Genomic DNA, 25,421 nt, shown 5'->3' with positions numbered 1-25,421 from the left:
CGGCAGTAGGTGTAGGCGGGGCTGTTTTTTGGCCGCCGCCAAGTGACGCGATCGCTTTCGCAATACCGGCATTTCATAGCTGTACGGTCCGGGAATATCCCCGGACTACTGGGGGCGTGCGTCGATCATCGCCTGCGCGTACACCCATCGGCGATTAGCAAAGGCGGCCATGCTTTCTTCTCGATCCCACACCAATGGGCATGTAGCTGCGAAGTCGTCGCGCAGGTCGCTCAGGTACTGATCCAGAGGCTTGGCTGGGGCTGGCGCAGCAGGAGCAGGAGCAGGAGCAGGCTCGACCTCCGACGGCTGCTCTGCGACGGTCGGCAGTTCGTTGCCGTGGAACGCCAGACAGATGGCCTCAAGCAAATCAGCGGTAGGCAGATTGCTTGCCTCAATCTCCGAAGGCTTGGCAACTTGAAAGCGGGCATCCGGCGTCATGTGATACGGGGTTTTCGACCCGAACAGCACAAACGGATCGCCGACAACGGGGTCAATCGGCAGCATCAGCTTCATTTCGCCGCCTTTGATCGCCTCAGCAGCCCGAACGGTGCATTCAGTCCGTAAGTTGGTGAAGCGTTTTCTGCTCCCGCTCTTCGGCAACATCATGCCCATGGTCAACCCGTACCGCGCGACCGATAGGCTTGCGATCGCCTGAAGGTTCTGGAACAGCTCAAGGCCGTCATCAAGCACATCCACAAGGATCGTGGCGTTTGGCAGCGCTTCAGCGCGCTTAAACAGGGCCTCCGCGTGGGACTGAAGCGCGCCCGGCTCGGAACAGATAGGGTAATCGATCACTTCCACCAGGCGGCGCGAATCCGGGGCGTCGTACACCTTCATATGGGCGACTACGGTCATTCCTTTCCGGCCAGCGCCGGCAACGCGCACGCCAAACACATGCTTTACCTCAGCGGCTTCCGGAATAGGGCTTTCGATGGCCAGCGCGCGATCGATATCGGCATCACTGAGCAGGTGCCCGGCTCTGTTGGCCTGTAGGAGCGCGGGGACTTCACCATTGACGGCGCGGGATGGAGCCTGAAGCTGGCCGCTGACCACGATTTGCAGTTGACCGGGGGCCGTAGGCCGTACGATGTCCTTGATAGCGCTGGCCACTGGGGACGCCAGGAAGCGGCTCAGCAGCGGGCGCAGTCGGAAGTGCGTCTGTGCGTAGCGTGCATTACGGCCACTGCCTTCCTGGACGGATACGGGCTTACAGCCTTGTAGCTCAACCCAGTAATGCACACCGCGGGCGATATTGGCCTTATCCGGCGGCGTGACCGTGATCCCCTGCGCGCGCAGCCACTGCTCGAACGCTCCGACATTGCTGGCCAGCAGCAGATCGATGTCGTGCGCTTGCCCTTGTCCTTTTGCCTTGGCGGTGTTGCTCATCAGTCAGCTCCTAGCGTGTTGGCCCCGAACGGCCTCAGATTTTCGACTCGCCCTGCCCGGATGGATTTGGGGCGAACTTCAACAATGGGCTTGATCCAGAGCTGTCCAGTTTTGAACAGGAACAGCTCCCACAGCCCCAACTTCATCTTGGTCGTACCCTTCTCGTACAGGCGCCAAGACTCACGGCTCACGTAAATCAGTTCCCCGGCAGCACTCTCACTTAGGTTCCGGTTTTTCCGGGCCTTACGGATGTTCTGCGGGGATGGTTGCCGATCGGCGTCAAGCGTCATGCGTTACCACCGTTATCCAGTGCCTGGATCTGTGCCGCGCGGTCGGCCATGGCCTGCCGCTGCGCGCTGGTATGCTCCAAGCCGAGGCGATACGCCTCATTAAGTCGCTCTGTGTCCACTTGGGCCGCGGGCGGCTGTGCGGGCTCGATGTTCATGTTGAAGATCCGCCCCAGCATTTCCAGGTACGGGCGAGCGTCGTAGACCTTCATTTCAAGCCCGTCCTTGGTTTCCTTCACGCCGCCGTACAGCGCCAGCGCACCAGGTGATAGGTGGCGGGTGTCCTTGAGCACGAGCTGACCGATGCCGTTGCCATTACACTCAGGGCAGTCAGGGTGCGGATCCAGATTGGTGTCAAAGCCCAGTCCGCCCAGTTCGTCGAACACCGGTGGCTTGCGCTTCATATGTTTGGCTTCAGCCACCAGCTCTTGGTGCCGCGCCTTTCTCGCTTCCAGCTCACGCGGGGTCATCTGGTAGCGGAAATCCTTGCCATGGCAGCACCGGCAGCACTTGTAGACGTACTCCACCAGTTCACGGGGGTCGGCCATGGCCGCGCCGTAGATGCGCTGAATAACGCGCCCGGTGATTTCCTCAGTCTTGGCGAACAGCTCCGCTCGCTTGGCCAGGGTGTAGGGATGTTCCTTAACCTTCTTTAACAGGCGACTGGCTGCCGCAGCGGCTACGGCGTCGGATTTGCACTCGTAGCCCGCGTCTAGATACGCCTGAGTGCCGTTTTGAGTGACCAGCCAAAGGTCGACAAACTTCGCTTGGCGGGCGTCCAAATCGTGGAGACTCCCGGCCTGCAAGGCTTCCAGCTCTTTGGTGTTCAGCTTTACGGCTTTCTTTACTCGGGTACTCCCACCGGTTTTGCGTGGCGGTTTGGCCGGCGCTGGTGCTGCTGTAGACCCCGCCTCTGGCTTGGTCGCGGCGGGCCTCTTGGGTTTTGCGGGGGCTTTTTTCGGCGTCTTTGCAGGGGGTGTTTTTAGAACGCGACCGGCTCTCACCTTAACTTCCGGCTTTTGAGGGGGTGTAAACACAGGTCGAGCAGCATTGTCCGGGGATTCTTTATCCTCGGCTGTCTTGATCTGTTCTTCGGTACCCTGGATCTTCTTCCGTGCCACTTGTCAGCAACCTTAATGCAAAGTTTCTTGGCTATCGACCACGTAAAAACCGCAACTTTCTGCACGCATGGCGCAAAAAAACCCGCAACCGCGGGCCAGAATCCTTGAAGGATCAGCCCGCCGAAGCGGGCTCCCCAATGCCGTATAGGGGACGCCACGGCGGGCGCTGCAATGGTGTCGAGCCATTTCCCCAATTTTGACCGTTATCCAACATCGGCTACCTGATGAAGTCTCCCTGTCGAAAGACTTCAAAAGCTCGGGACCGTGTGGCATCCCTTACCCAGCACCTAGCGCACGACAGCCCGGCATGGCCACCCTATGCCGGGTGGCTGACTTACAAACCGGTGTTAAAACAGGGCTTGCTGTACAGCTTCACTCACCTGTTGCACCGTGCAGACAGGATGATCGAATTCGATAAGGGCAGATTCGCGTTGTTTGCTTGCAATTCGGTCTTTCACTGACACCGACAGTTCGGAGATAAGGCGCTCCAACTTTCCACCACCACGCAGGCCTTCAAACGCCGAACCGTGATGCTTGCGGATGACCGCCAATGAATCGCTCAGCTCGATGGAGATTTCAGCCACTCGACCCAGCAGTACCCGATCCATGCTCGCGCCTTCGACGCTGATTGCCGTCACCCGGGCCAAGCCTTCCAGATAACGCTGGTTGTATTTGCCAAGAACTGCCGTCAACACGCCCGTGATCAGGGCCTGATTACCCTCTTCAGGGGCCAGTCCAAGATCATCAGTGCGACCCAGCAGGTAATCGGTGGTGACTTCGTAGAGATCGGCCAGCACCTGAAGGTTTTTCAGACTCGGCGATCGGTGACCATTTTCGAAGAGGCTGATCATCGTCAGATTGGAATGACCGAGACGCTTGGCCACTTCCAAATCTTTGAGGCCAGCGGCCCGGCGGGCTCTCACAAGGCGACTGGCAACAACATCGCGCAGGGCCTGCTCTTCGTCCTTAGCGCGGCTCGATGGGCTCATGCCCTCCCCGCACTCATCAGGTTCAAACATGGCCAGGTTTGCAGGCGCAGCATCGAACTGCTCGCCTTCCACCAGCGCGATCCCTTCTCCGTTATCACCGTTCGCAGACAATTTGGCGTCACCTTTTGGTCAGTGGCGCCATTAAATTGTATCCCCGGACCAATCGCAACCCCGAAATGCCTAAAAAGTTCCCATTGACCGGTGGAGCTTTTGCCAACTTTCTATTATTTCAGACGGCCTGATTCTGAAATTAAGCGCGTTTTTACCGATATTACCCCACGGATCCAATCCGTTAGGCTCAATGCTACCGCCTGTCAGGCTGCGCCCGTAGCAACGCAGGAAACCCATGAAAATAAAGGGCTCAGCATCTGATCCGGTTTCAGCACAGATCAGCCTGATTACGCTGATGAATCTCTATTAATAGCGTTTTTATGGATTCGCATCGCACAGGATCGATGGGTTCCAGCTGCGCCAGGAATGCCCGGCGGGCGTACAGGTCCAGACTCATAAGATAGTGCGCTTCGTAGCGATCGCGCAGACCGCCGCCCTCATAACAATAGCGTTTTGTTGGTGGATGGCATGAACGGCATAGCATGGCGTGATTTATGTAACCCTCGTGCGCCTCGTTCGTTGCTTCGTCCAGCAGCATCAGAAATCCTCCATCTTCCAAGACGGATCGTTATTTTTCCCCTCATCCACTTTCATGACGGCTATGAATTTGAATATCGGGAATTTTTCGGCAGCGAACTTGATCTTGAGTCTCGCATCCTCCATCCAGTAGCCCTTCACCTCGTGGACCTCCAGGTGCCCGCTGGCCAGCTGTACAAGGAAGTCCGGCGAATAGGTTGTTTTCGGGGCCAGAACCAGCTTGAACGGCTCAAACTGGTACCACGCCACCTCTCCGGCCATACGACGCTTCTCCAGATGCGCCCGGTAGAGTTCTTCGGTCTTGTTCAGCTCGCCCGTTTTCAAGCGCCCCAGCGCCTGCATAGCCTTCATCCCGCCGCCGGCTGCCGACTTCTTGCCCGACGCACCAGGCATGCGCATGTGCTCCGGTTCCTCACCCTTCTTGCCAGCGCCACGTCCACCCAGCGCCCGTTCAGTCATCGCCGGCGGCAGGCGGGCCAAGTCTTCTTCGCTAAAGATCCGCTTACTCATTGCGCCACCACACCATCACAGCAACGGCAGGACCGTACAGAGGCACGGGCACGCAGCCACAGCATGTAATCGCGCTGCACCTGCGGCTCTTTGTATTCATCCAAATTGCGCCCCATTGGGCCTTTCTTGCGATCAAACGGGCCTTCGTGGTCACACTCAAAATCACTACGGGCTTCATCGACTACTTCAAACGCGCTCACTTCACAGCCTCCAGAGGATCGGACGGGGAACGGAACAGCCCCTGACCTGCGCCAGCCAATGTAATGGCGCGCACGAGAGCGCCACCCGCAAGGTTTGCAGGTGTTCGCAGTCAGTCAGGGAGTTATGCGGGGGTCAGGCTTGCGGCGGCTGCTCGGGCGGCCTGTTAGCTTGGCGGCGCAGATACACAGCGGCCAGATCCATCGGGAATAGCGAGCGCTCGCCGCTCTGAATGGCGGTATCGATCGACCATTGCCGCGTCTGCGTATTCATGCGATGCCAGCCGGTGTTCGGGAAGTAGCCGAAGAACGACAGCACCTCAGTGGCTTCACACAGTAGGAAGTGCGTGGCCATCGACTCTTCGTCCATCATTTGCTGAATCTCTTCCAGGTGGTACGAGCGCAACCCTCCCGGTAAGGCATGGCCGTTGTAGGCAATTGGTGGCTCCAGTCCCATGGATTCGCACCGCTCCAGATGAAACGCAAGCGATCGGACAGGCCCGGCATCATCGTTCACGGCAAAGGCAGCATGCTTGAACAGTCTGCGTGCGCGTGGCAGGCGCTCTTCAGCGACCGTTTCCATTGGCACCCGTGACCGAGGCACCAGCTTGGGGTTGATCGTCGTCACCTGCGCCCCTGAGCCGCCCTGCAATTGATCGTCCGTGCTCGATGCAGGTCTAGGGGTGGATTTACCCGGCTTTAGCAGCTCAGGGCGCTCACGCAACGGCAGAAAGCCTTCCTCCCCAAGAATGACGCTACCAACAGCGCGCCCCATTTCGATCTGGTCCATAACGAACTCAACCAGCGCCAGCCCGCGAGCCAACAACAGGTTCAGGTTCTCGTGCCCGCAACGCTTAAGTAACCCCTGCACGCGCACCATGCTTTCGGGAGCCATAGAGAAAATGATTTCTTGCCGCTGTAGTGCCTGGCTGGTCATGGGTGCCTCTGAACGTGTTGATTTGATATTAGACATAATGACATAACGACAACATATCACAATAGCGTTTATATGTTTTCTTCTGTTTGCCTCCCCTCGATCGCCAGACATGAAAAAGCCCGCACGCGGCGGGCTCTTCAGAAAGTCGGTCTATCTCAACCCGGCACTGTCTCTCCGGCTTCAGCATCCTGCACCAGCTTGTTCAGGCCTCCGATCAATTCGCCGACGGCGCTGTTATAGGTGTCCTCTGCCTTGGCGCACGCCCGCAGCACTTTGTTGCGGCGGCTGGCAGACAGCTGGGTTGCCCCGGCCAGCTCGGTGATGGCTTTGCGGTGCTCTGCGCTGGCTTCATTCACCGGATCAAGGAAGCGGCGCAGATATACGGTTTCAATTTTTGCCATATCGGCTCTGTCCTGGTTCGTCGAACTTGTGTGTCTGTACGTACTGGATAAGGGCAATACAGGCCGGGCAATCAACCATTGCGTCCGTGGGCAGCGCCTGATCGATGTCGCCCTGCTGACAACCACACAGAGTGATGTATCCGATCCTACCGACGTAATGTGTTTGATCGCGGGCCGGGTGATAGACCTTCTCCGCAATAGGCAATTGCTTGGCCATGGTGCTCTACCTCATTCGATCGCACTCAGTAGCGAGTGATTGAACATAAACGGCGTTACTCGTAACAGCGGACTCACTCGCTTGCGGCGGCCTTCTGCTCAGCGTGCCGGATGAACGCGGGCATCAGCTCGCCGCCATGGTTATGCCCGAGCCAGGTCCAGTGGTCATAACACTGCGTATATACCAGGCGCTCGCCGTCGTAAGCCGACACCATATGGCGACCATTGCGGGCCTCGCGCTGGCAGGCCAAACGCAGCCGGGTGTCGGGGTGATGCGGTACGTTTGAAATATTCCAGATGCCCATGGCGGGGGTTCCTTTCGATTATCAGCAATCAGGTTGCGGCATGACTTCGGGCGAGTTTTCGCAGGCATAGCACACGCCGGTACTGGTCACGCCCTCCGCGCCGCAGGACGGGCAAATTTCGGCGGCACGTTCCTCGCGCTGGTACAGCTCGTCGCAGTCTTCGCACAGGTAGCGGTCGGCCAGCTCGATCACGCGCCCTTGATAACCGCAGCGGCTGCACTGGTGAGTCATGGTCATCGCTTCAGCTCCTACCGGCGGCGCCGGCATGGGTGGTCACCCTCGATCTTGAGGGCGGCGGTTCCTTTCTGTTATTCCCAAGCGTACGTCGCGGGCCACGCACCACGGGTGCCCGGCTCAACGAATACATAACGGCAATTCAACTGGCCGCTGCGATCCGGCACGGTCTTGCACCATTTGTGTTCCGGGTCGCGCAGCTTCCAGTCTTCATAATCCTTGTTCACGGCGGCCATGAATTCGCCCAGGTCGTGATGACCTCGGCTCATCACGATATAGGTGTCACTGCCGACGCTCTCCACGTTCAGCGGGTATTTTTGATCACTCATCGGGGGCTCCTTTCTCGTTATGCTCAGTAGCAGACGTGAATCACGTCGCAGATCAAACCGGCCTGCTCACGGCTCAGACCTTTCTCAACCATTTCGTCTACGGTCAACTTGGACAGCAGCAAGTGCAACGCCCTGGCCTCATCGCAGGTCAGGCGCATGACGTGATCATTCGTTGTATCGCTCAGGGGCAATATCACCACTTGGGCCATCATCAGGGCTCCTTTCAGTCGTCGGCCAGTTCAGCCTGGCGGGCAGCCAGATAGGCCTTGTGGTCGTTAATCGGCGTGCAGGTGGCGTAGACACGATCCGGGCCGAACTCATAACGCAACTGGACCACCGACGGGTATTTGGTCGGATAGCCCTCGGCGTTATTCGGGTTCCAGTCGTCATAGCCATTGCATTGATACCAGTCCTTGCGCGCCTGGTTAAAACCGGCTTGTGTGCGCACGACATACCCCCCAGTTTCAAGGCGGCGCCAATTTGGTAGAGAATCTGGCATAGCGGCGGTTCCTAACTGTTCAGTTCGCGGGTCAACGCGTCTTCGACATGGTGACTATAGGCAGCGTCGGCCAGCTCGCGTAGGTCGTGCGCTTCCTCTGGATCTATCAGGCCCACGGCTTTCATCTGGTCGACCTCATTGCGCAACTCTGCATTCCACGCATCCAACTGGTCGACAGCTACGGGGCCATCTAAGCGCTCTTGCCAGTCAGCCAAGCGACGGCTTTTATCGGTTGATTCAGTCATGTCCGTAATACCTTCAAATGTCCGTCTTTACACCTGGTGTAAAGGTGGGCGGTGAGCGCCTGTGGCAGCAAGTTTAGGCTCATGCCAAGATACTGGTTATATATACAGATATCAGGTATCGATCATGGCCCGCGAATTGCCGCCATTCCGGCCCGTCACTCTGGACGAATTACGTTCAATCTGGTCCAAGCATCCAGATCCAGAGATTCAGCGACTTGTGCTTGAGGTCGTGCGGTACCGCGACGTTATCGCTGAAGTCGATCACCTGTACAAAATCACCCATCAGGCTTGGCGCGAAACACATGGGGGCAATCTCACCGCATTACACTTGTTACAGCTGCTCCTTTCCGAAGAGCGTGAACGCCTGGCCTGAGCACTATCAGAGGCCCGGCCTCAGTGACGTACCGGCGCTGGAACATCGCCCAATTGGGCGGCCAGCGATTCTATGCTTTCGGCAGTTTTCTCCAGCTCTTTCAGTGTCCTCGCCTTAGCTTGCGCATAGGCCGGATCATCTTTATCGGGGAATTGCTCCACGGCGAACCGCGTAACTTCCAGGCTCGCGCGCATTTCTGCCAACTTCTGCCGCGCTTCGTTCAAATATTTGTCAGTCATTAGCGCACCAAACAGGCAGGGACTTTGACGATATCGCCCAGCTTGGCCGCGACGATGGCGCGGCAGGCGGCGATAAGGGGCGTCGGCCCCTCTCCCCAGCCATCCACGGTTTCTCCGCGCCATGCGGATTCCGGCAGCTCTCCCGCGTAGAACTTGACCTGACGAATGTACTTGTCGATCAGCGGGCCGCCCTGGCTCCAGTCAGTGGAAGGGGACCACACACAGAATTCGTCCGGGTCACGGGTCAGATACATATCTTCACGACCCATAACAATCCATTCGTCTGGCCCGTTATCGTTTCCTTCCAAAGCCGTCTTGTAATCAACAACCTGAGCGACCGCCCAATTCAGCGCAGCCCCTGATAGATCCTTTACAGCGACATCCACAAGCACAAGGCTGGCATTCATAGCTTTGCCTTCCCGCCAGCCTTCTGGATGGCAGTCACACAGTCAAGGATCACAGCACCAGCAACGTCTGGCACCGTGTAGGAATGAGCATCAGGCATCTGCACCACAATCGACTCACGGCCAGCCTGGTAGCCGATCCAAGCGCCCTCTACCCACTCCACGGAATAGGTACCGTTGGTGCGGCGCTCCAGTACCGTTTTCAGCAACGCCTCGCCCTGCTTGTAGCCGTAATTTTTCACAGCAAGCACCAAGCACTGAGTTTCAAAGTCTTTTCGTTCCTGCTCTGCCACGTTGGCCACCTGCGTCAATTGAATTTAAGACCGGAAACGTTTTTCCAGTTAGGTGCAAAGTTTTTCCGTCTCACGCAACCGCCGACAACACATCGCCAAGCCACTTGGCCATCCGCTGCTGTTCGTCTTTGGTCGCACGGTGCATGAAGGCCCGCGCCTCATCTACCGCCCGCTCTAAAGCTTCAGGCTTCGACGGCGCAAAGCGCTCCCACTTCGGCAAAGCCTTGTAGCCCTGTGCGGAGCCGTTGCGGGAATTCAAGCACGCCGACCACATCCAGCGCCCCTCAAAAGGCACGACCTCGATACTGACCAGCGGCAATTGCCCCATGGTGCGCTGGCACGCCCACTTATGCGGACGCATCAGTTCCATCTTCAGGCCGGCGTCTGTGGCCAGCGGTGGGGGCGCAGAAAATAAGTCGAGCTGGATACCGAAGGCGGCGCCAGCTTTGGGCATACCCTGGAAGGTGCGCATTGAATCGTTACCTGTGGGCTTCAATGGCGACATAATGACACAAAAGCGCTTTATCTCAATAGCGTTTTTGTGGTTTTGGAAAGAGGCTGTGGCGCCAGTTCAGCGCCGCGGCCTTTTGATCGGTCAGAAAGATTCGTCGGCCTGTGCGGACGCGTGCTTGAGGCTCACGTTTGGAAGCTCAAACCGCACGATCAGGGTGGATGACTTTTCGTCCCTGACAAGCCGTACAGCCGCGCGCCTCACGTCTTCCGGCGCTGCCGCCATGATCGCGTCGACATCCGCATACCCAACGGTTTCCGGCACTTCAAGGTAGGAGTAGGTCAGGTCACCAGTTGCAAGCGCGGTGCTCTCAAAGGCCGTGAACTTCTTCACGTAATCGTCTTGGGTCGCCGTGTTCCTCAGCGTCACCATGTCCATAAACGACTTTTCGTTTTCCAGTGAAATGATGTTGAAGGACTTGGAAAGCGCATCTGACACCTTCTGATAGAGGCTTTGCTGGTAGGGGGCGAGCAGCGCCACCGTATCCAGTTTGTCTTCCCTGAAGAACAGCGCGACCGTGAACTTTTGACCGACGAAATCAAAGTTATCGGTACAGCGGCCTTTGTACTCGCTGTTTGAACAGTCGTAGTAGCCCGCCGATCGCGTGTATTTGTCCATTGGCGTGCCGTAGGTGTAGTCCTTGAAAAGACTCACGCCAGCAGATGCGCTTTGGATGCCGGCGAGCAGGCCGAGGCTGGAAGTTAGAGCTAAGGCGACTAGCTTTTTAGACATCGAGGTCCGTTCTCATATGATTGTTAGTGTGCCAATTCACTCAACAATACTATGAAAGCGGTCCTGGATCCCCTGTGTGATGTTCAAGCGCCAGCTATCGCGCTTTGGCGGGTTTGCTTTCCCTGAGCCGGTACTTCGTGCAGCAGGCAGTGCAGAACACTCGCAGCGAGCCCGACCGGGTCTGTTTGAATAGGCCACCACACTCGCACCGATTCGTCTCCAGGTGCTTGGACACCGCCACGTCGATCGCGGCGCCTCTGTTGCGCCGGGGTGGGCAATGCCCAAGCGCCTTGGCGACACGCCGGTATTCGTCTCTGATCCACTTCCCATCCGGCTCATCGCCCATGCCATCGCCAAGCATGTCGCCCAGCTTGACCAGATCGCGGTACAAGGCCGCGGTTCGCTCATCGCGGGGTTTAGGTGCAGGGGCTGGCGAATCAAACAGGTCTGGCTGCATGGGTGGCAACCTCCGCGTAGAGCACCAGCACCTCTGGCACCTGCACCACGTCCCCCCGATTGAGTCTCACCAGTGCTCGGCAGAACGCCTGAAGGATGGTTTCGCCGCCGGCGATCCGGCAAAACCCTTCAGGGCTATTGTCCCGGGCAAAGGCGCGAAAGCGTGGCGGCTCGCTGCCATCCACAACCCCGAAACTCTTTGCATACTTGTCCATCAGCGGGCCGCCTTGGTTCCAGTCCGTGGAAGGCCGGTAGGCATAGCCTCGATCCTCCAGGGACACGCGCCAGTAGGTGCCGTTGTGCGGTGGCGACAGCTTCACCGCCACGCCCACAACTTGCGCAACCACCCAATCCAAGGCCCGCCCCTCAAGATCGGTAAGTTTTACCTCGATCATGTTCATTGCGGCGACTCCACAGCGGGCACGAACGGCACAGTGATAATGCCGAAGCGCTCTGCCCCAATAGCGCTACGCCCACCAGGATGCGCATTCATCCAAGCTTCACGGGCTTCCTCAACGCGCACCCACTCGTTTTGCGGCGCCGCAGTGTCCGGCCAGTCAGGTTTGGCCCGTTGGTAAGCCTCCAGTTCGCTCCGGAAAGCCTCTGCATCAGCCTGGCACCCGAAGCCCTTGATGAATTCAGGCTGTTCGTAGTCAACCTCAATAGTGACCAGATAGCATTGGGGCTGCTCGGCTGTCTCTTTTTGCTCGCTCATCACCACGCCCCTCCGCCGACCCAGTAGTAACCCGATGCGGTCAGCTTGATGAACTTCTGGCGCTCTCTTGGCGGACCATCGCAATCCCCGCTCATCACGAACAGCAGGTTCGATTCCTCGAACAAGTTTGCCTCTTCACCGTAAAGCTCAACCGCCAGCTGACGGGCCACTGCTGAGTCAGCAACGATTTTGTCTATGAGCTGCTGCAACTCGGCTTCCTTGCGCTTACTCATCGACAGCACCCTCTGGCATCGTTTCCGCCACTATGACGTTGTAACGCTTCAGTGCCTCAAACAGATCACGGCAGTAGGCGCCACCATCAAACACCTTTCCGCCCTCGATCTCTGGCCATTCCTCGTGGTACTTCGGATCTTGTCGGGACGGCGCACGGACATACCGCTTGAGAGGGGCACCGCCTGCAAGCTCCATACGCACCTGAGCCACGATATCGCAAAGGCTCGCCTGTTCAGCGGCGCCGGCATCCCCGTTCAACAGAACATCAAGCTCGCGAACAAGGCGGTCCCGATCGGCGCGCATGCTGTCGATCAGGTCGAAGTCTGGCGCCTCCCCAACTGGTGGCTTCCACAGTGCCGCGCCGTGGTAGGTGTAGCCCTTGGCGTTCAGGGTCTTGATTGCGGCTACCGCTGCGCCCACTGCGCCTAACGTGTACACCGCCGTTTTCGAACACATGCGATCGGTAATGAGTTCCGCATATTCAGGAGTGAATACAGTCCGGTCACCACCGCACGCGGCGTAATCACCAATCACCGCAAATGGCTCAATGTCAGCCACAGACGGTTCAGGGGTGGCGTCGAGCATCTGGGACCACGCACTGATAGCGCGCCCCCTGGCCAGATGCTTGTCATCAGCCTCATCATCCACGGCCTTGAGCATTTCCGGGGTTGGCTGGATCGGCACGAGCTTCCAGCCAGTAGGCACAACCGGCGCAGCAACTGAGTCAGGCACAACCTCAAGCGTTGTTATAGGCCGCGTCCCGGTGCACGCTGGCTCCCCACCAAAAAGCTTTAAAAGGCCCGCTACAGAGTTGTAATGGTTTTTCGCCGCGGATAACTCAGCAGGCGAGGCCTTACGGGAAGAAACCCACATACCATCCGGGTGCTTGATGAATACCCAACCGTAATGCCCATTCTTCGGATCAATCATCACAGCAAAACGACCATCATGGGTTGGCACCATGCCTTCGATCGGTTCGTTATTCATGGCTGCACCTGCTCGCCCGTAGCGATGTTGCGCACTGAGAAAAGTCTGTAGCCCTTCGGGATCGCTTCCGGGTACTGGGCCGCAGCAACGATTTTGTGAATGTCCTCGGTGCCCATGTCCTCAGACTTCACGGTGAATCCTTTTTTTCCCCACTTCGGGTCCGGGCGCATACCGTCAGAAAGGGAATAGCCGATCTTCCGATATTCAATGCTGAAAACGGTTCCCTTGGCTGGCGCATGGCGCTGCACCTCACTCATCGTCAACTCGTCGCCCTGGTCGGTCGTCGTGAAAATCGGGGTCAGCACCAAGCCGACGCCCTCTTGTCCCCACATCCAGCCATCAGGCGGCGGAAATACAGGGGTGACGAAATCACAGCCCTTGTCCTTGCACCACTGGATTACCTGCTCGCGCGTTGCGTCACTCATTGATCTGGCCCCATGGCGTAAGTGGTGTGTCGTAGCCCAGCATCAGCGGATGCAGCGGATCGCCAGCCTTGGTGGTTCCGAAATGCAGCACCGGCTTACCGCTAGCCAGCAACAGGTGCAGGGTGTTTTTGATGATGTAGTGCAAGCTGGCTGGCACCTTGGCCGATACGCCCCAGCACGGCACCAGCACGTCGGCGGCCTCGATAATCTCCCCCATGTGCTGAATGTGGTCAGGGCCGCAAGGTAGACCGATGGCCGCCAGTTCGTTTACGTCAGTCGCACGATAAGAGAACACGTTGCCCACGATGAACTTCCGCCCTCCGTTGCGTAGTGTGAAACCGCGCCACTTACGTACAGTGTGATCGTCGATGAAGGCGTCTGCTGTAGACGGGTTGACCCCAAAATAGGCGATCACCAGGCCCTGCTCCTGCACGTCGCGATCGAGACGGTAGCGATACAGGCCGCAATCGCTGAGTACGGCGCTATTCATGACTTGCCCCCTCAGCAACGGCGCTTCCTGTCGTCTGCACGGCTGGCTGGCCATAAGCACACTGCACGCCGGAGATAACGCCGTCCCTGACGTCGTACAAATCTTGCGGTTGAGGGGCGCCGTCCTCCCATCGGCTGTGCTCGCCATCGCTGAATATCACCCGGTAGGCCACCGGTTCACCTTGCGGTTGAACCAGCACAGCTGGATGGCGATAGAGCGGTTCCGAATAGTGCGCCGATGCGGCAGCCGGAGCGCCCCCAAGTGTTTCGTTGTAGGCTTTCAACTCGGCTGTAATCGTGTTCCCGAGACTGTCAGACCAGTGTGAAGGCTCGCACAGGTGCCGAGTTGGTTGCGTCCAGTGATACGTCCCTTCAGCGCGGACCTCATAGCCGTCGGCCAAGGCCTTCTTGGCCTCTTCGGCTGTGCAGTTGTACCAGCGGTCACCAGCTGTTTTTGAACGATACTGATGCTGCCAAGCGACCTTAGCCGCCGACTTGCCGTTTTGTTCAATGGTCATAAGTGCAATCTCTCCTTGATCTCGGTGTACTGGTCAGCGCTCAGCCTGTGGTGTTGCATTGCTTCGCGCAGCAGGGTCTGTGCGGCAGCAACATGTTCCGGGGTCTTGCCTTCCGAGAGGTTTTCGACCGTGCGTTCAACATGGCTACGGCTGGTGAAGGTGATCCCGTGCGACTTCCATGGGAATTTCTGCTGCCCCGTGCTCATTGGTCACCGCCGTTACCTGCCTGATATGCGTCAAGGAATTCAGCGACGACGGGCGCCAGCTCATCGTTCGGACGATCAAGGCGTGGCAGGCACTTCTCCAGGAGGCGCAACGCCTTGGCCAGATCAGAATCGTCGTTGGCGGCGCTGGCCACGACCACCGGCGTGTGATTTGGGACGTAACTGATCAGCCCCTTGGCCTGGGCACAGCGCAGCGCCTCACGCACCGGCATGCGACTGAGGCCGTAGTGGTTGGCGATGGATTGCTGACTCAACTTGGTGCCGATCGGCAGCGCGCCGCTGGTGATGGCCAGCGCCAGCTGCCCAGCGATAAACACACCGTCGACCTGGCGGTCAGGGCGTGGCCCCAGCGCATTCAGAAGTACTTCACACATGGCAACTCTCCTATCAGGCTGTGACCCGCTCACCGATTACGGTTGTGGTAAAGGTGACTGAATACTCGGTAACAAGATCGAACAAACCGCCGCATGTTTCGCAGTCCATTTGCTTATCGCCGTAGTCCTCAGACTCAATGTGGATGACCGTGGCGCAATGCGGGCACTTACATTCGTCCTGCGCGCGATAATCCCAAGGGTCATATTTGTTCTCCGCAACCTTGGCCAACGCCTCCGCTTTAGCCGCCGCATCTTCTCGGGTCTGGCAAGGCGCACATGCGAATCCGTCCCTGCGCCCCCATACCGCTCCGGTGATCTTCGAACGATGAGTGCCGCACAGTGAGCAAACATTGTGTTTGTCACACACCACGTAGCTGTAACTCTCGCCAGTACCGTTGCACTTGCCACAGCCAGAAACCCAGTACCACGCACCGTCAATACGCTCGGCGTACAAACCAGCTTCAGGCGGATTCAACCGAACCTCGGGCAAACCGTTCCGGTGCGGTTCTCCGCTGCGGGATTCATTCCAGATGTTGGTACCGCCGGAACGTAGGCGCTCAGTCCACTCGCCTGGGATCTCCGCGATTAGGATCTTGGTGTTCTTATCCATGGGGTAACTCTCCATTCAGGCGCCACCGTCGCGCAGGACAGTGGCGTCGCGACAATCAGGCCTTGGCCCGTTTCAGTTGATCCATCAGCGCTGTTGGCAGGCTGCGCAAGGTCAGGGTGCCGCCCTCTTCGTCGAACTCGACCTTGTTGCCCAGCAGGTGCGATTCGAAGCTGATCGACAGGCCTTCGGTGCGCGCGGTGAAGCGGCGGAATTGGTTGATGGTGCGTTTGTCGGCTGGGATCTCAGGCGACAAACCATAGGCCGCGTCACGGGCGAACTCGGCAAACGCTTTGGGATTGTCCTCATCGATCAGCTCTGACAGCTCGTCGAGGGTGAGAAGACCGCCGATTTTGGTCTGGCTGGTGGCGTAGTCGACCAGCGTTAGGGTTTTCTCCCGGGCAGACTCTTCCGACAGATCCTCGCGTTCCACAAAGTCGCTGAAGGCTTTGAGCAGGGTCCGCGTTTCGCCCGGCGAATCGATCCCTTCCTGGCAACCAATGAAGTCACGGAAGTACTCCGACGACTTGCGCCCGTTCTTGCCCTTGATGAAGGAAATGTACTGTCGCGATTTCGGGTTGCCCTGCCATTCGGAAATGTTGATGCGCGCGGCCAGGTGCAGCTGGCTCAGGTCCAAATGGCGGGCCGGACTGACATCGAGCTGTTCGGTCACGGTCACACCGTCGCTGTGGTGCAGAAGCGCGATCGCCAGATAGTCGGTAAGGCCCTGCTGGTAGTGGGCAAACAGAACGTGGCCACCGACGGACAGATTCGATTCTTCCATCAGCTTTTGCAGGTGCTCCACCGCGTCACGGCTGAACTGAATGAACTCAGTAGTCCCGGCCAGGTACTGTTTCAGCCAGCCGCTGAAAGGGAATGCCCCAGATTCAGCATGGAACAAGCCCCACGCTTTGCCCTGCTTGGCGTTGTAGCTCTCGTTCAGGTCGCCCAGCATGTTGTCGAGTGCGGCGGATTCGGCCAGTTCGGTGTCACGAGCGTGCAGCACCGCGGGGGTGCCGTCAGGCTTCTTGTCGATCAGGTGCACGATGGCATGGCGGATTGGCATTTGATGTCCTTGAGAAAAGTTCGGCGCACCACCAACGGCGCGCCGGCTGGCGATTAGTCGAGGTGGTAGGTGAAGTCTTCTTCGCGGCAGTCGACGATTAGCTTGGCGCCACCGAAATACAGGGCCGCAATCTGGCGCTGCCACTTCGACGTCATGTTGAAGTGACGCCCGATCGGTTGGCCGTCCAGCTGCGCGCCGTAGACCTCCCCGTATTCGTGCCCCTTGTCGGTATGGCCAGTGATGCGCACGCTCAGGCGATTGGCGTAATCCGTCTCGGAGCGGGTTCGCTCGCGCAGCTTGTTGCGATCGCGGTAACTGATTTCTGGCTCTGCATCGAACAAGACGTGGACATAGCGCACACGCGCACCACCGGCTTCGTTGATGGTGATATGCGGCACATGCCAGCCCTTCTCGCTCGCCTTCTCCTGATGCACGTCTACGAACGCCTCAAGCAGCTGATTCAGGCTGATGAACTCAGGGATCACGTCGTCATGCAGTACTTCGTCAATCGCCTGCTCGGCGCGACGGAGCATGTCACCAGTCACGCCCGCATCCATCCAGCGCGCTTTGAGCGCCGTGATGATCAGGTCGTTGTAGCGCGGTAGATTGATCAGGTTGGAAATGTTCGAAGGCAGGGCCTTAGCAATCTCATCGCGCACCGAACTGCTGAAGGTGCCGTGGGGGCTGAAGACATCCTTAACGACATCGGTAAACAAACGCTCCACACAGGCCTTGATAATCTCGCCGGGGCGGTCGCTGTTTGAAAAGGCTTTGACATGCTCTGTCATCACCTCTTCAAGCGTCTTACTTTTCGCTGCACACATAGTGTTACTCCCTACTTCACACTCGTGAAAATCAGTCGTTGGCGGGCGGGAGATCCAGACTCACGCGCCGCCCTATGAACGGTTCCAGCCGTTTCGCCAGCAGCGCGGCCACTTCCTGCCGCCCAGTCTTGCCTGCTGATCCCAAACTGCTGCCTTCAAGGGCCTCAACCAGAATCGCCGCATTCGTGCGCCCTACCTCCACCGCCTGCCCGGCCTCCAAACGCTGCACCAGATCGGTAGCAGCCAGCGCCCAAACATCAGCGCTGAAAAACGGCTCTTCTGCCGCTTCGAAGGTTTCAAGCATTACCTCGGGGGAGGACAGGAACCGAAGCCGGTCGAGCAAGACACCTGCTGCGAACCGGCTTATCACCAAAAACTGCGGAGAATTCATCGTCTGAGCCCTGGACTGGTTAACCGTCCTAGACATAATGACACAACATCACAATATCACAATAGCGTTTCTATGTTTTTGTGATGGACTGATTCCCTACGCGGCTGCCTCGTTCTGATGGTTCTGGTACTGCTGGCTGGCGTACCACTTGGCCAACAGCGCCCGGACCTCTACCGGCACATCGCGCCCCGCTACCTCAACCATCTGCGTGCAGGCCTCCAGCAACGCGATCTCCCGCGCATACTCGGCAATGAACTCGGCCTTGTTGCCGTGAACCGCCTTCATCGACTTGATGGGCCCGGTACCGGGCTGGTGGTGGCCAGCGCACAGCGGCAACACGTACCAGTGCGCGTGTTTCTTGGTGCGCCCGTCACAGTGGTGGATCGACACATACGCCTGCTCTTCGTAATTGCGCGGCCTGCCGTCCAAGATGCAGCAGATACACCCGCACACGTCTGCTACGGTGTCGTGCCAGCGTTGTTCACCCTTCGTTTTGCTTCTTCCGTCCATTGCCATGCTCACCACCCCTACGCGGTCAGTCGGTTTTTAAAATCGCCACCCACCAGCTGCCCGAGCTTTGCTCTGGCCTGTTTGGCGACGTCGGTTATCTCGGACTTGGCGCCAGCCTTGATTGCGGGCGGCGCGACTTGAATAGGGGCTGCATTGGCAGCGGTGGCCACGGCCTTTTCGGCGCTCTCGCGGCGCAGGCGCTGTTTCTCCTGCGCCTGGGCTTTCACCACGTAGGATTCACAGTTGCGCAGCAGGGAGGCGATCGGGTGGCAGTTGTCGGCAATGGATGGCGTCTTGACCGCTTCGACGTAATACCGGGCGGTGAGGGGCGCGATGTCCTGGCCAATGCGCTCGACAAGCTTGGCCATCTGTCCGCCGATCGTGGCGTTGTAGATCGGCCACTGGCGGTATTTGGTGTTGAACGCAATGGCATACGCCAGCCAGGCCGCAAAGGTTTTGCTCTTCGGGCTCTGCGGGTAGTTGGTCGGCGCCAGCGCCAGCGCCTTGCGCTCTTCGTCACTCAGCGAGCAGTCGTCGTTCGCTCCCACAGGGTCGTCGGTGAGGTTTTTGACTGCTCTTTCAATGCTAACTGCTTGTTTATTATTAACTAAAGCGTCCGGTTTAGCCGTATCCGGTTGAGCCGTATTCGGCGAATCCTCACCCGGTGCCACCGTTTCCGGCAAATCCGTAACCGGTTCGCCCTTGCTCTTTTTCTGGCTCGCAATGAACAACGCACCAGCATCGAGATCCGGGTTTTCGGATACTTCGTAGGTCATCCCCTGGAAGGTGCCGCCCTGTCGGTCGTAGTGACGGACCACGTAGCCCGCCATTTGCAGTTCCTTGAGGATGCCATACACCTTGTCGCGGCCCGATCGCTTGCCCAAGCAATTACGTGTACGGGCCAGCAAGTCTTCAACGCGGACTTCCCAATGATCCGGCTTGCTCAGCAAATACACGAGCATGCCGCGGGCTTCCCAGCTCAATCGGTTGTCTTCGATCGTGGTCGTGGGCAGGACGTAGAACTGGCTTTTACGAGCGGCGCGAATGATGCTCATCAGCACCCCCTGTTAGGTGTGCTGCATGGGCAATAACGGGACGATTCGCGCAGAAACGCCGGAAACATCCGACAAAAGTCGCAAAAAGAATGATTGCAAAGCCATGGGAGGCTTTGCTATGGGGACAATTATGGTAAAGTCGGGGCACGATGCTTCACATCTCCTAAGTAATTGGGCGATGTCTCATCTGAATCCCACGGCTGAAAGCTTTGAAAAAAAGCAGGCCTAAAGCATGGAAGGCTTTGTGGTGCAAAGGGTCTAAGCATCGGTAGTGTTAAAAAAAGAACCTTCGCTTGCAGGCGGTCCGGGTTCTTTTTTTTTGCCTCTAATTCGGTGATTCAAAGGATAAGCTGCGCGCTGTATACCATACAGGCTTAGTGCCAGCCAATTAATCCCTTATCCCCGGACATTGTAAATACTGTTCTTTTGAACAGCCCTCCTATTTTCGTCATCCCCGAGGGAGCTTTTTGAGCTTCCCCATCGTCTTCTGATAGAAGGCTTCTGAAACACCTCTGAGCCCCAAACAGGCTTGCTCAAGCTGCTCGAAATTGCGCTTCCCCACCACGCCCGGCACACCTTCGCCGCGTGCATCAGCCATGCGCTTCAGCCGTCGTGCGCGATTCAGAGACGCACGTAATTCCGGGTAGGGATAAGGCTGGTCCAAATAGCCGAAAGGCAGGCCAATCGCCTCTTCTACCTTGCGTGCCAAGAACTCAGGGAACCCGCCTTTGGCTTGCATAGCCTGGGTGATCTGGTTTGCGATCGCATGACATTCAGCGTCCGGCAAATGCGACAGCAACGCGCGCATCCCCCTCGGACTGTGCAGGTCTGAATACAAGCTAAATCGTTGCTGTCGTGCCCGCTTCCCGGCGTCAACCGCTTCCCTCGCGGTGGTGGCGCCTTCAAACACTTCTAGGTTCATGCTCAAGATTCCATTGGTAAATCCATGGGTAATTTACGCGCAAGCCCATAAAAACGCTATTAAACTTTGACAAACCTGTTTACTCTTCTCGATCTGGAAAAGCGAGCCGCAAACATACCTGTCCGGGGATCATTACGGACCGGACGGACAGAAGAAGACTTGAAATACAAGCCCACGCTTCCTGTTCCAGCTCGTGCGTGTTCAAGGCCATGCCGCCATCAGTAAGGAAACAGCATGTTTTTCAAGAATCTCCTGCTCTACCGCATCACCCAATCGATCGACTTGTCAGCCGACACCCTGGAAGCCGCACTGGCCACCAAACAAGCGCGCGCCTGCGCCAACCAGGAACTGACCACTTATGGCTTTACCGCGCCGCTCGGCAAGGGCGAAGACGCTCCGCTGGTACACGTCAGCGGCGACTTCCTGCTGATCTGCGCCCGCAAGGAAGAACGCATTTTGCCGGGCAGCGTTGTACGCGATGCCGTCAAGGAGAAGGTCGAAGAGATCGAGGCCGAGCAAATGCGCAAGGTCTACAAAAAAGAACGCGACCAGATCAAAGACGAGATCATTCAGGCCTTCCTGCCGCGGGCATTCATCCGCCGATCGGCGACCTTCGCAGCCATCGCGCCGAAGCTGGGTCTGATTTTCGTCAACTCGCCCAGCCCGAAGCGCGCCGAGGATCTGTTGTCGACCTTGCGCGAAGTCATCGGCTCACTGCCGGTACGCCCGCTGACCGTGAAGATGTCACCGACCGCCAGCATGACCGAGTGGCTGACGACACAGAAAGCCGCGGATGATTTCTTTGTGCTCGATGAGTGCGAGCTGCGCGACACCCATGAAGACGGCGGCGTTGTCCGTTGCAAGCGCCAGGACATGGCCGGCGGTGAAATTCAAACTCACCTGAGCACCGGGAAAGTGGTCACTCAACTGTCCATGGCCTGGCAGGACAAGCTGTCGTTCGTGCTCGACGACAAGATGGTCATCAAACGTCTGAAGTTTGAAGACTTGCTGGTGGATCAAGCGGAACAGGACGGCGGCGACGACGCCCTTGGTCAACTGGATGCCAGCTTTACCCTGATGATGCTGACCTTCGCCAACTTCATTCCGGCGCTGCTGCAAGCGCTGGGCGGTGAAGAGATCCCCGACGGTCTGGCCAGCACCAGCGCCCCCGAAGATGAATTGCTGCCCGCGGCGATCGCTTTTGTGCGTGTTTCGCGCCGCGCAACTGTCGCCGCCCTACAGCGCCATTTCAACATCAACTACAACCGTGGCGCTCGCCTCATAGAGCGAATGCAGGCCGATGGCGTTGTCAGCCCGGCCAACGATAAAGGCGCCCGAACCGTTTTGTAACAGCACTGCCCGGCGGGCCTCTGGTCTGCCATAACGCCAAGGATTAGCGAAAAATGATCGTGATTGTTGATGGCCGCCGCGACACCAGCAGCGGAGAGAAACCCAATAAGCCTGTGAAGTGGACCGGTAATTTCGTTGTCGCCGATTCGTCAGGCAATGCCATAGAGGCCGCATGGGAACCAAACGGCGTGCCTCGCATGAACTACCAAGGGGCCCGTAACCGGGCGTCACAACTGGTCGCCAGTCTGACCGCCCGCCTCTTCGAACAACACAAGCAGCCTATCCGCAAGGTGGCTTACACACTGACATCACGATGAGTTTTTACGAGATCGATGGTACCGACTTGCGGCTGCCCCAGTTCATGGTGTCGCCGCCGGTAGGCAACCGCATACAGAGCGGGAAAGCACGGTTGATGATCATCCCATTTCGCCCACAGCCGTCTGTGTGCGCCTCCACCCTGGAGCGCCTTGGTCTTGAATCAGTGACCGATCGCGACTTGCTGGGCGCTGCTCGTTTGGCCTTCAACCTGGGGCTTATCCCGCCGCCCATCCGCATGGGATATGCCTTTGAACTCAAGCACGAATTCGTACCTGAAAAGACTCACAAATTGGGTACGGGGATAGTGGAAAAAATGGGCATAACAAGGCTGCTGGATATAACCGCGAAGCACTGGCGCTTGTGTGGCTACTCCAGCCGCGAAGACTTCAACGCCTATTGGCACCAGGCTGCTGCTGACATGAGTGAGCACCCTAACCCTTGGTGCTGGCTGATCGAATTCAATTTCAAGGGGTAAGCCATGGAAACACCAGTAATCGCAGCTCTACTGATCCACGTCATCTGGCTCGCCCGCTCCTACAAGCACGTTAAGCCGATGATTGAGAAGTGGGTGCGTACCACCAGCGCGATCAGTTCACTGATCCTCACCACTGCTTTGTTCTGCTTGATCTACATTCAAGTGAGTGAATTGGTGCGGAGAAATATTTATTTCGGGGCTGATTCAGCAAGCCGACAGGTTGTAAGCGTCATATCTTCCCCTGACAATTCAATTTGTTACGTGGAAATGCGATCTCTTGACGATAAAGGTAAATGACAACTACCGTTTGTCGTCTATTTTAAGCTCTATTGGAACTTACTCTAACGCTTGCTACCTTAAGCGAGTGTGGGGCGCAGTGTGGGACTGAGTTTTTCTGGCGTCAGGAAAACCCTTATTTCACAAGGCTTACAGGCCATACATACCGGGGATACACCATCCCCGTAGCTTTCGGTAAAATCTGCGCCACTTATCCTAATGAAGTACGGACCGGGAAAATTTCCCTTACCCCTGTCACTCGGTCCGAGAATGGAAGCTGCAAGCAATGCGAACCCAAGCCGTTACACCCTGCAAAAAGGTCGAATACTATGCCGCTCGCTCAAAAGGTTATCGCGACGATAACAGTCCCCGGCGTCTATGCCGATAAGAACGGACTAAGCCTCAAGGTTAGGCCCACTGGCACCAAATCGTGGGTACTACGCTATCAACTCAATGGCGAACGCCATGACATCGGCTTAGGGTCATTTCCCGATATCAGCCTGGCCGACGCGCGCAAGAAAGCGATGGAATTTCGCGTTCAGATCAACAAAGGGATAGATCCACTGGAGCAACGCAAGGAAGCGACAATTGCCGCGGTTACCGTTGAAGATGAAGCGCTGACCTTTATTGAGCGACATCGTGCAGGATGGTCGGACAAGCACGCCACGCAGTGGCTGAATTCGCTGACTGAGTATGTGTTTCCCGTCATCGGCAGCATGCCGATCGCCACCGTGGACACACCCGACGTCATTAAGGTGCTCGATCCGATTTGGCTGCAAAAACCTGAAACAGCGCGCCGGGTCCGTAACCGTATGGAGCGGATATTCGATCACGCCAAGGCTCACGGGCACCGCAAGAACAGCGAAAACCCGGCGCGCTGGAAAGGCCATTTGCAAAACCTCATGCCCAACAACCAAAACTCGGTTGAGCAGCTGGAAAGCATGGATTTCACGCGCCTGCCTTTCTTTATGCGTGTATTGGAAGGGGAAGACTCCCGGGCCGCCCGCTGCTTGCAGTTCCTGATCCTGACCGCATGCCGTACCAGTGAAGCCTTGGGCGCCACCTGGAGCGAAATCGACATGATCAATCGTGTCTGGACCATTCCAGCCGAGCGCATGAAGAACGGCGAAGAGCACCAAATACCGCTGAGTGAAGAGGCGATGCAGGTCCTACGCGACACTGGCACCCGTGGCAGAAGCGAGATCGTTTTCCCAGGCACGCGATCGACGACCATGTTGCCGGATAACTCGCTGCGCCGACTTTTGCGTAAATTGAAAGAGGACTGCACACCACACGGTTTCCGGGCAACCTTCCGCACCTGGGCGTCTGAGAAAACGGCTTTTTCGCACGAGCTGTGTGAAATATCGCTGGCCCACGTCGTCGGCAACGCTACATCGCGCGCCTACGTCCGTGGTAACCAGTTGGAGAAGCGCCGACCGCTGATGTCCCGCTGGTCGAAGTACGCTATGGACCGTGTGACACCGCATCACCCGATCATGGGAAAACAACCCACGCCCGAGCAAACAACATTTATATAAATTGACACGACATTTCACATAAATTGACACGCACCAAATCAGCCTGGCGGGCAACACCCGCCAGGTTATCCCTACCGCTCTCCCCCTCCATTCCTCCCCGCGCCAAGCGCCTTTTAGTGGCCTATTGCTAGCAAAAACGCTATCCCCGGACATGATTTGTCCGGAAAAGTCCGTTCACTGGCTTTTGGGGGGCGCCCCCTTCAAAACGCCGATCGGCGCACCACTCCCTTGCCCGACACGCATAGCGGCTTCCTGCTTTCCAATGCAGTCCAGCACCTGTGCGGCGCACTTGGTCAGCGCGTCTTCTGTCTCATCAATTGCGCTGTACGGCGCATCATTGAGCAGTAACGGCGGGCGCCCCGGCAGTCGACACGGCACTAGGCTGCACACCGGCAGCGGCGGCGCGATAAGCAGCGGGGTCGGTGGTTTCTGGACGGGCGTAGCGCAGCCCAAGAGCAACAGGCACAGGCTGGCGGAGGTAATCAGCAATCGCTTTGTCATTGCGCTTTAACTCTTCAAGGTTGCGGGATATCAGGGCGGACTGCGTGTCGAGTGCGGTATTCAGCCGCTGCGTGGTGCGGCTGACTTCCGTGATTTGCTGCTGCAACTCAGCGCGATCGGCCACGACTCGCGCCAGCTCCTTGTTGTGTGCGTCCAGGGTGCCGTTCGCTTCCGTGAGGGTAGCGACGTCCCGCAATGCCGCCTCTTTGGCCATTTGTGAGTGGTCCAACGACCACAGCGACAGCAACGCCACCAAAACCCCAGCGCCGCCAACCGTCCAACCGATTGAAATCATGATTTACCCCGGCGC

General features: G+C 57.7%; 45 protein-coding genes. 7 read left to right on the top strand and 38 right to left on the bottom strand.

Annotated elements, in window-relative coordinates:
- Positions 1-105 precede the first annotated feature (105 nt).
- From KVG88_RS30280 to KVG88_RS30205, 16 genes are all read right to left on the bottom strand, one after another.
- Entirely contained in the window at positions 106-1,386 is a 1,281-nt protein-coding gene (locus KVG88_RS30280; protein WP_217873565.1) for a hypothetical protein, read from the bottom strand.
- Complete coding sequence (locus KVG88_RS30275; RefSeq protein WP_217873564.1) at positions 1,386-1,676, bottom strand: helix-turn-helix domain-containing protein; 291 nt, start codon at positions 1,674-1,676, stop codon at positions 1,386-1,388. Before KVG88_RS30275 ends, KVG88_RS30280 begins: the two co-directional genes overlap by 1 nt.
- Complete coding sequence (locus tag KVG88_RS30270; protein ID WP_217873563.1) at positions 1,673-2,794, bottom strand: terminase small subunit; 1,122 nt, start codon at positions 2,792-2,794, stop codon at positions 1,673-1,675. Before KVG88_RS30270 ends, KVG88_RS30275 begins: the two co-directional genes overlap by 4 nt.
- A 347-nt stretch (positions 2,795-3,141) precedes the next feature.
- Positions 3,142-3,855 carry a helix-turn-helix domain-containing protein gene (locus tag KVG88_RS30265; protein WP_217873562.1) on the bottom strand — a complete coding sequence of 238 codons (714 nt, stop codon included), beginning with the start codon at positions 3,853-3,855 and terminating at the stop codon, positions 3,142-3,144.
- A 307-nt stretch (positions 3,856-4,162) separates the two neighbouring features.
- Complete coding sequence (locus tag KVG88_RS30260) at positions 4,163-4,432, bottom strand: hypothetical protein (RefSeq protein ID WP_217873561.1); 270 nt, start codon at positions 4,430-4,432, stop codon at positions 4,163-4,165.
- The gene (locus KVG88_RS30255; protein WP_225934215.1) at positions 4,432-4,941 is read right to left on the bottom strand and encodes a DUF1064 domain-containing protein; all 510 of its coding nucleotides are present in this window, start codon (positions 4,939-4,941) and stop codon (positions 4,432-4,434) included. Before KVG88_RS30255 ends, KVG88_RS30260 begins: the two co-directional genes overlap by 1 nt.
- Positions 4,938-5,141 (bottom strand): hypothetical protein, encoded by a 204-nt coding sequence (locus tag KVG88_RS30250; RefSeq protein WP_217873560.1) that lies wholly within the window; start codon positions 5,139-5,141, stop codon positions 4,938-4,940. The genes KVG88_RS30255 and KVG88_RS30250 overlap by 4 nt, the downstream gene beginning before the upstream one ends.
- Before the next feature lie 133 nt (positions 5,142-5,274).
- Positions 5,275-6,075, bottom strand: coding sequence for a hypothetical protein (locus KVG88_RS30245; protein WP_217873559.1), 801 nt, complete (start codon positions 6,073-6,075; stop codon positions 5,275-5,277).
- A gap of 155 nt (positions 6,076-6,230) precedes the next feature.
- Positions 6,231-6,476, bottom strand: a complete 246-nt coding sequence (locus tag KVG88_RS30240) for a hypothetical protein (RefSeq protein ID WP_217873558.1) — start codon at positions 6,474-6,476, stop codon at positions 6,231-6,233.
- Positions 6,463-6,693 carry a hypothetical protein gene (locus KVG88_RS30235; RefSeq protein ID WP_217873557.1) on the bottom strand — a complete coding sequence of 77 codons (231 nt, stop codon included), beginning with the start codon at positions 6,691-6,693 and terminating at the stop codon, positions 6,463-6,465. Before KVG88_RS30235 ends, KVG88_RS30240 begins: the two co-directional genes overlap by 14 nt.
- A gap of 73 nt (positions 6,694-6,766) precedes the next feature.
- Positions 6,767-6,997: a hypothetical protein gene (locus KVG88_RS30230; protein WP_217873556.1), complete on the bottom strand. Its 231-nt coding sequence runs from the start codon at positions 6,995-6,997 to the stop codon at positions 6,767-6,769.
- Positions 6,998-7,018: 21 nt separating this feature from the next.
- Positions 7,019-7,234: a hypothetical protein gene (locus tag KVG88_RS30225; RefSeq protein WP_217873555.1), complete on the bottom strand. Its 216-nt coding sequence runs from the start codon at positions 7,232-7,234 to the stop codon at positions 7,019-7,021.
- A gap of 71 nt (positions 7,235-7,305) precedes the next feature.
- Positions 7,306-7,560: a hypothetical protein gene (locus tag KVG88_RS30220; protein ID WP_217873554.1), complete on the bottom strand. Its 255-nt coding sequence runs from the start codon at positions 7,558-7,560 to the stop codon at positions 7,306-7,308.
- 23 nt (positions 7,561-7,583) lie between these two features.
- The gene (locus KVG88_RS30215; protein ID WP_217873553.1) at positions 7,584-7,772 is read right to left on the bottom strand and encodes a hypothetical protein; all 189 of its coding nucleotides are present in this window, start codon (positions 7,770-7,772) and stop codon (positions 7,584-7,586) included.
- A gap of 11 nt (positions 7,773-7,783) precedes the next feature.
- Positions 7,784-8,008 carry a hypothetical protein gene (locus KVG88_RS30210; RefSeq protein WP_217873552.1) on the bottom strand — a complete coding sequence of 75 codons (225 nt, stop codon included), beginning with the start codon at positions 8,006-8,008 and terminating at the stop codon, positions 7,784-7,786.
- Between the two features lie 62 nt (positions 8,009-8,070).
- Complete coding sequence (locus tag KVG88_RS30205; protein WP_217873551.1) at positions 8,071-8,304, bottom strand: hypothetical protein; 234 nt, start codon at positions 8,302-8,304, stop codon at positions 8,071-8,073.
- A gap of 124 nt (positions 8,305-8,428) precedes the next feature.
- On the opposite strand from KVG88_RS30205, the gene KVG88_RS30200 reads away from it, so the two are divergent.
- Positions 8,429-8,677, top strand: a complete 249-nt coding sequence (locus tag KVG88_RS30200; RefSeq protein WP_217873606.1) for a hypothetical protein — start codon at positions 8,429-8,431, stop codon at positions 8,675-8,677.
- Positions 8,678-8,697: 20 nt separating this feature from the next.
- Here KVG88_RS30200 and KVG88_RS30195 read toward each other — a convergent pair whose 3' ends face one another.
- From KVG88_RS30195 to KVG88_RS30100, 20 genes are all read right to left on the bottom strand, one after another.
- On the bottom strand, positions 8,698-8,916 hold the full coding sequence (locus KVG88_RS30195) for a hypothetical protein (protein WP_217873550.1): 219 nt from the start codon (positions 8,914-8,916) through the stop codon (positions 8,698-8,700).
- Positions 8,916-9,323 (bottom strand): phage protein NinX family protein, encoded by a 408-nt coding sequence (locus tag KVG88_RS30190; protein ID WP_217873549.1) that lies wholly within the window; start codon positions 9,321-9,323, stop codon positions 8,916-8,918. Before KVG88_RS30190 ends, KVG88_RS30195 begins: the two co-directional genes overlap by 1 nt.
- The gene (locus KVG88_RS30185) at positions 9,320-9,613 is read right to left on the bottom strand and encodes a phiTE_015 family protein (RefSeq protein WP_217873548.1); all 294 of its coding nucleotides are present in this window, start codon (positions 9,611-9,613) and stop codon (positions 9,320-9,322) included. Before KVG88_RS30185 ends, KVG88_RS30190 begins: the two co-directional genes overlap by 4 nt.
- A 70-nt stretch (positions 9,614-9,683) precedes the next feature.
- A complete protein-coding gene (locus KVG88_RS30180) occupies positions 9,684-10,085 on the bottom strand; it encodes a hypothetical protein (RefSeq protein ID WP_217873547.1) in 402 nt (133 codons plus the stop codon).
- Positions 10,086-10,208: 123 nt separating this feature from the next.
- Positions 10,209-10,856: a hypothetical protein gene (locus KVG88_RS30175; protein WP_217873546.1), complete on the bottom strand. Its 648-nt coding sequence runs from the start codon at positions 10,854-10,856 to the stop codon at positions 10,209-10,211.
- A gap of 437 nt (positions 10,857-11,293) precedes the next feature.
- Positions 11,294-11,713, bottom strand: coding sequence for a phage protein NinX family protein (locus tag KVG88_RS30170; protein ID WP_217873545.1), 420 nt, complete (start codon positions 11,711-11,713; stop codon positions 11,294-11,296).
- Positions 11,710-12,027, bottom strand: coding sequence for a hypothetical protein (locus KVG88_RS30165; protein ID WP_217873544.1), 318 nt, complete (start codon positions 12,025-12,027; stop codon positions 11,710-11,712). Before KVG88_RS30165 ends, KVG88_RS30170 begins: the two co-directional genes overlap by 4 nt.
- Positions 12,027-12,260, bottom strand: a complete 234-nt coding sequence (locus KVG88_RS30160; RefSeq protein WP_217873543.1) for a hypothetical protein — start codon at positions 12,258-12,260, stop codon at positions 12,027-12,029. Before KVG88_RS30160 ends, KVG88_RS30165 begins: the two co-directional genes overlap by 1 nt.
- A complete protein-coding gene (locus tag KVG88_RS30155) occupies positions 12,253-13,248 on the bottom strand; it encodes a hypothetical protein (RefSeq protein WP_217873542.1) in 996 nt (331 codons plus the stop codon). Before KVG88_RS30155 ends, KVG88_RS30160 begins: the two co-directional genes overlap by 8 nt.
- Entirely contained in the window at positions 13,245-13,673 is a 429-nt protein-coding gene (locus KVG88_RS30150; protein WP_217873541.1) for a hypothetical protein, read from the bottom strand. The genes KVG88_RS30155 and KVG88_RS30150 overlap by 4 nt, the downstream gene beginning before the upstream one ends.
- A complete protein-coding gene (locus KVG88_RS30145) occupies positions 13,666-14,163 on the bottom strand; it encodes a DUF1643 domain-containing protein (protein ID WP_217873540.1) in 498 nt (165 codons plus the stop codon). The genes KVG88_RS30150 and KVG88_RS30145 overlap by 8 nt, the downstream gene beginning before the upstream one ends.
- Positions 14,156-14,680, bottom strand: a complete 525-nt coding sequence (locus KVG88_RS30140) for a hypothetical protein (RefSeq protein ID WP_217873539.1) — start codon at positions 14,678-14,680, stop codon at positions 14,156-14,158. Before KVG88_RS30140 ends, KVG88_RS30145 begins: the two co-directional genes overlap by 8 nt.
- On the bottom strand, positions 14,677-14,886 hold the full coding sequence (locus KVG88_RS30135; protein WP_217873538.1) for a hypothetical protein: 210 nt from the start codon (positions 14,884-14,886) through the stop codon (positions 14,677-14,679). The genes KVG88_RS30140 and KVG88_RS30135 overlap by 4 nt, the downstream gene beginning before the upstream one ends.
- Complete coding sequence (locus KVG88_RS30130; protein ID WP_217873537.1) at positions 14,883-15,278, bottom strand: GntR family transcriptional regulator; 396 nt, start codon at positions 15,276-15,278, stop codon at positions 14,883-14,885. Before KVG88_RS30130 ends, KVG88_RS30135 begins: the two co-directional genes overlap by 4 nt.
- A gap of 13 nt (positions 15,279-15,291) precedes the next feature.
- Positions 15,292-15,888, bottom strand: a complete 597-nt coding sequence (locus KVG88_RS30125) for a hypothetical protein (RefSeq protein ID WP_217873536.1) — start codon at positions 15,886-15,888, stop codon at positions 15,292-15,294.
- A 55-nt stretch (positions 15,889-15,943) separates the two neighbouring features.
- Positions 15,944-16,951: a nucleoid-associated protein YejK gene (gene yejK / locus KVG88_RS30120; protein ID WP_217873535.1), complete on the bottom strand. Its 1,008-nt coding sequence runs from the start codon at positions 16,949-16,951 to the stop codon at positions 15,944-15,946.
- 53 nt (positions 16,952-17,004) lie between these two features.
- Entirely contained in the window at positions 17,005-17,739 is a 735-nt protein-coding gene (locus tag KVG88_RS30115; protein ID WP_217873534.1) for a hypothetical protein, read from the bottom strand.
- Between the two features lie 67 nt (positions 17,740-17,806).
- The gene (locus KVG88_RS30110) at positions 17,807-18,166 is read right to left on the bottom strand and encodes a hypothetical protein (protein ID WP_217873533.1); all 360 of its coding nucleotides are present in this window, start codon (positions 18,164-18,166) and stop codon (positions 17,807-17,809) included.
- Positions 18,167-18,262: 96 nt separating this feature from the next.
- On the bottom strand, positions 18,263-18,676 hold the full coding sequence (locus tag KVG88_RS30105; RefSeq protein ID WP_217873602.1) for a Ref family recombination enhancement nuclease: 414 nt from the start codon (positions 18,674-18,676) through the stop codon (positions 18,263-18,265).
- 17 nt (positions 18,677-18,693) lie between these two features.
- Positions 18,694-19,731: a hypothetical protein gene (locus tag KVG88_RS30100; protein WP_217873532.1), complete on the bottom strand. Its 1,038-nt coding sequence runs from the start codon at positions 19,729-19,731 to the stop codon at positions 18,694-18,696.
- 25 nt (positions 19,732-19,756) lie between these two features.
- Here KVG88_RS30100 and KVG88_RS30095 point away from each other — a divergent pair, with 25 nt between their 5' ends.
- Positions 19,757-19,960, top strand: a complete 204-nt coding sequence (locus tag KVG88_RS30095) for a hypothetical protein (protein ID WP_217873531.1) — start codon at positions 19,757-19,759, stop codon at positions 19,958-19,960.
- Between the two features lie 219 nt (positions 19,961-20,179).
- Here the strand turns inward: KVG88_RS30095 and KVG88_RS30090 are convergent, their stop codons facing one another.
- Complete coding sequence (locus tag KVG88_RS30090) at positions 20,180-20,653, bottom strand: hypothetical protein (protein ID WP_217873530.1); 474 nt, start codon at positions 20,651-20,653, stop codon at positions 20,180-20,182.
- A 234-nt stretch (positions 20,654-20,887) separates the two neighbouring features.
- Here KVG88_RS30090 and rdgC point away from each other — a divergent pair, with 234 nt between their 5' ends.
- The 5 genes from rdgC to KVG88_RS30065 all read left to right on the top strand — a co-directional run bounded on the left by rdgC (position 20,888) and on the right by KVG88_RS30065 (position 24,610).
- Entirely contained in the window at positions 20,888-22,003 is a 1,116-nt protein-coding gene (gene rdgC / locus KVG88_RS30085; protein WP_217873529.1) for a recombination-associated protein RdgC, read from the top strand.
- A 53-nt stretch (positions 22,004-22,056) separates the two neighbouring features.
- Positions 22,057-22,320, top strand: coding sequence for a hypothetical protein (locus KVG88_RS30080; RefSeq protein WP_217873528.1), 264 nt, complete (start codon positions 22,057-22,059; stop codon positions 22,318-22,320).
- Entirely contained in the window at positions 22,317-22,796 is a 480-nt protein-coding gene (locus KVG88_RS30075; protein WP_217873527.1) for a hypothetical protein, read from the top strand. The genes KVG88_RS30080 and KVG88_RS30075 overlap by 4 nt, the downstream gene beginning before the upstream one ends.
- Positions 22,797-22,799: 3 nt before the next feature.
- Positions 22,800-23,093 carry a hypothetical protein gene (locus KVG88_RS30070; protein WP_217873526.1) on the top strand — a complete coding sequence of 98 codons (294 nt, stop codon included), beginning with the start codon at positions 22,800-22,802 and terminating at the stop codon, positions 23,091-23,093.
- Positions 23,094-23,401: 308 nt separating this feature from the next.
- Positions 23,402-24,610: a tyrosine-type recombinase/integrase gene (locus KVG88_RS30065; RefSeq protein WP_217873525.1), complete on the top strand. Its 1,209-nt coding sequence runs from the start codon at positions 23,402-23,404 to the stop codon at positions 24,608-24,610.
- Between the two features lie 334 nt (positions 24,611-24,944).
- On the opposite strand, the gene KVG88_RS30060 is transcribed toward KVG88_RS30065, so the two are convergent.
- Positions 24,945-25,406, bottom strand: coding sequence for a hypothetical protein (locus KVG88_RS30060; RefSeq protein WP_217873524.1), 462 nt, complete (start codon positions 25,404-25,406; stop codon positions 24,945-24,947).
- Positions 25,407-25,421 lie beyond the last annotated feature (15 nt).

Source organism: Pseudomonas azerbaijanoccidentalis (assembly GCF_019145495.1).
In the GTDB taxonomy this organism is placed as follows: Bacteria; Pseudomonadota; Gammaproteobacteria; order Pseudomonadales; family Pseudomonadaceae; genus Aquipseudomonas; species Aquipseudomonas azerbaijanoccidentalis.
The sequence above is the reverse complement of the archived record's forward strand: the minus strand, read 5'-3'. Positions and strand labels throughout refer to the sequence as shown.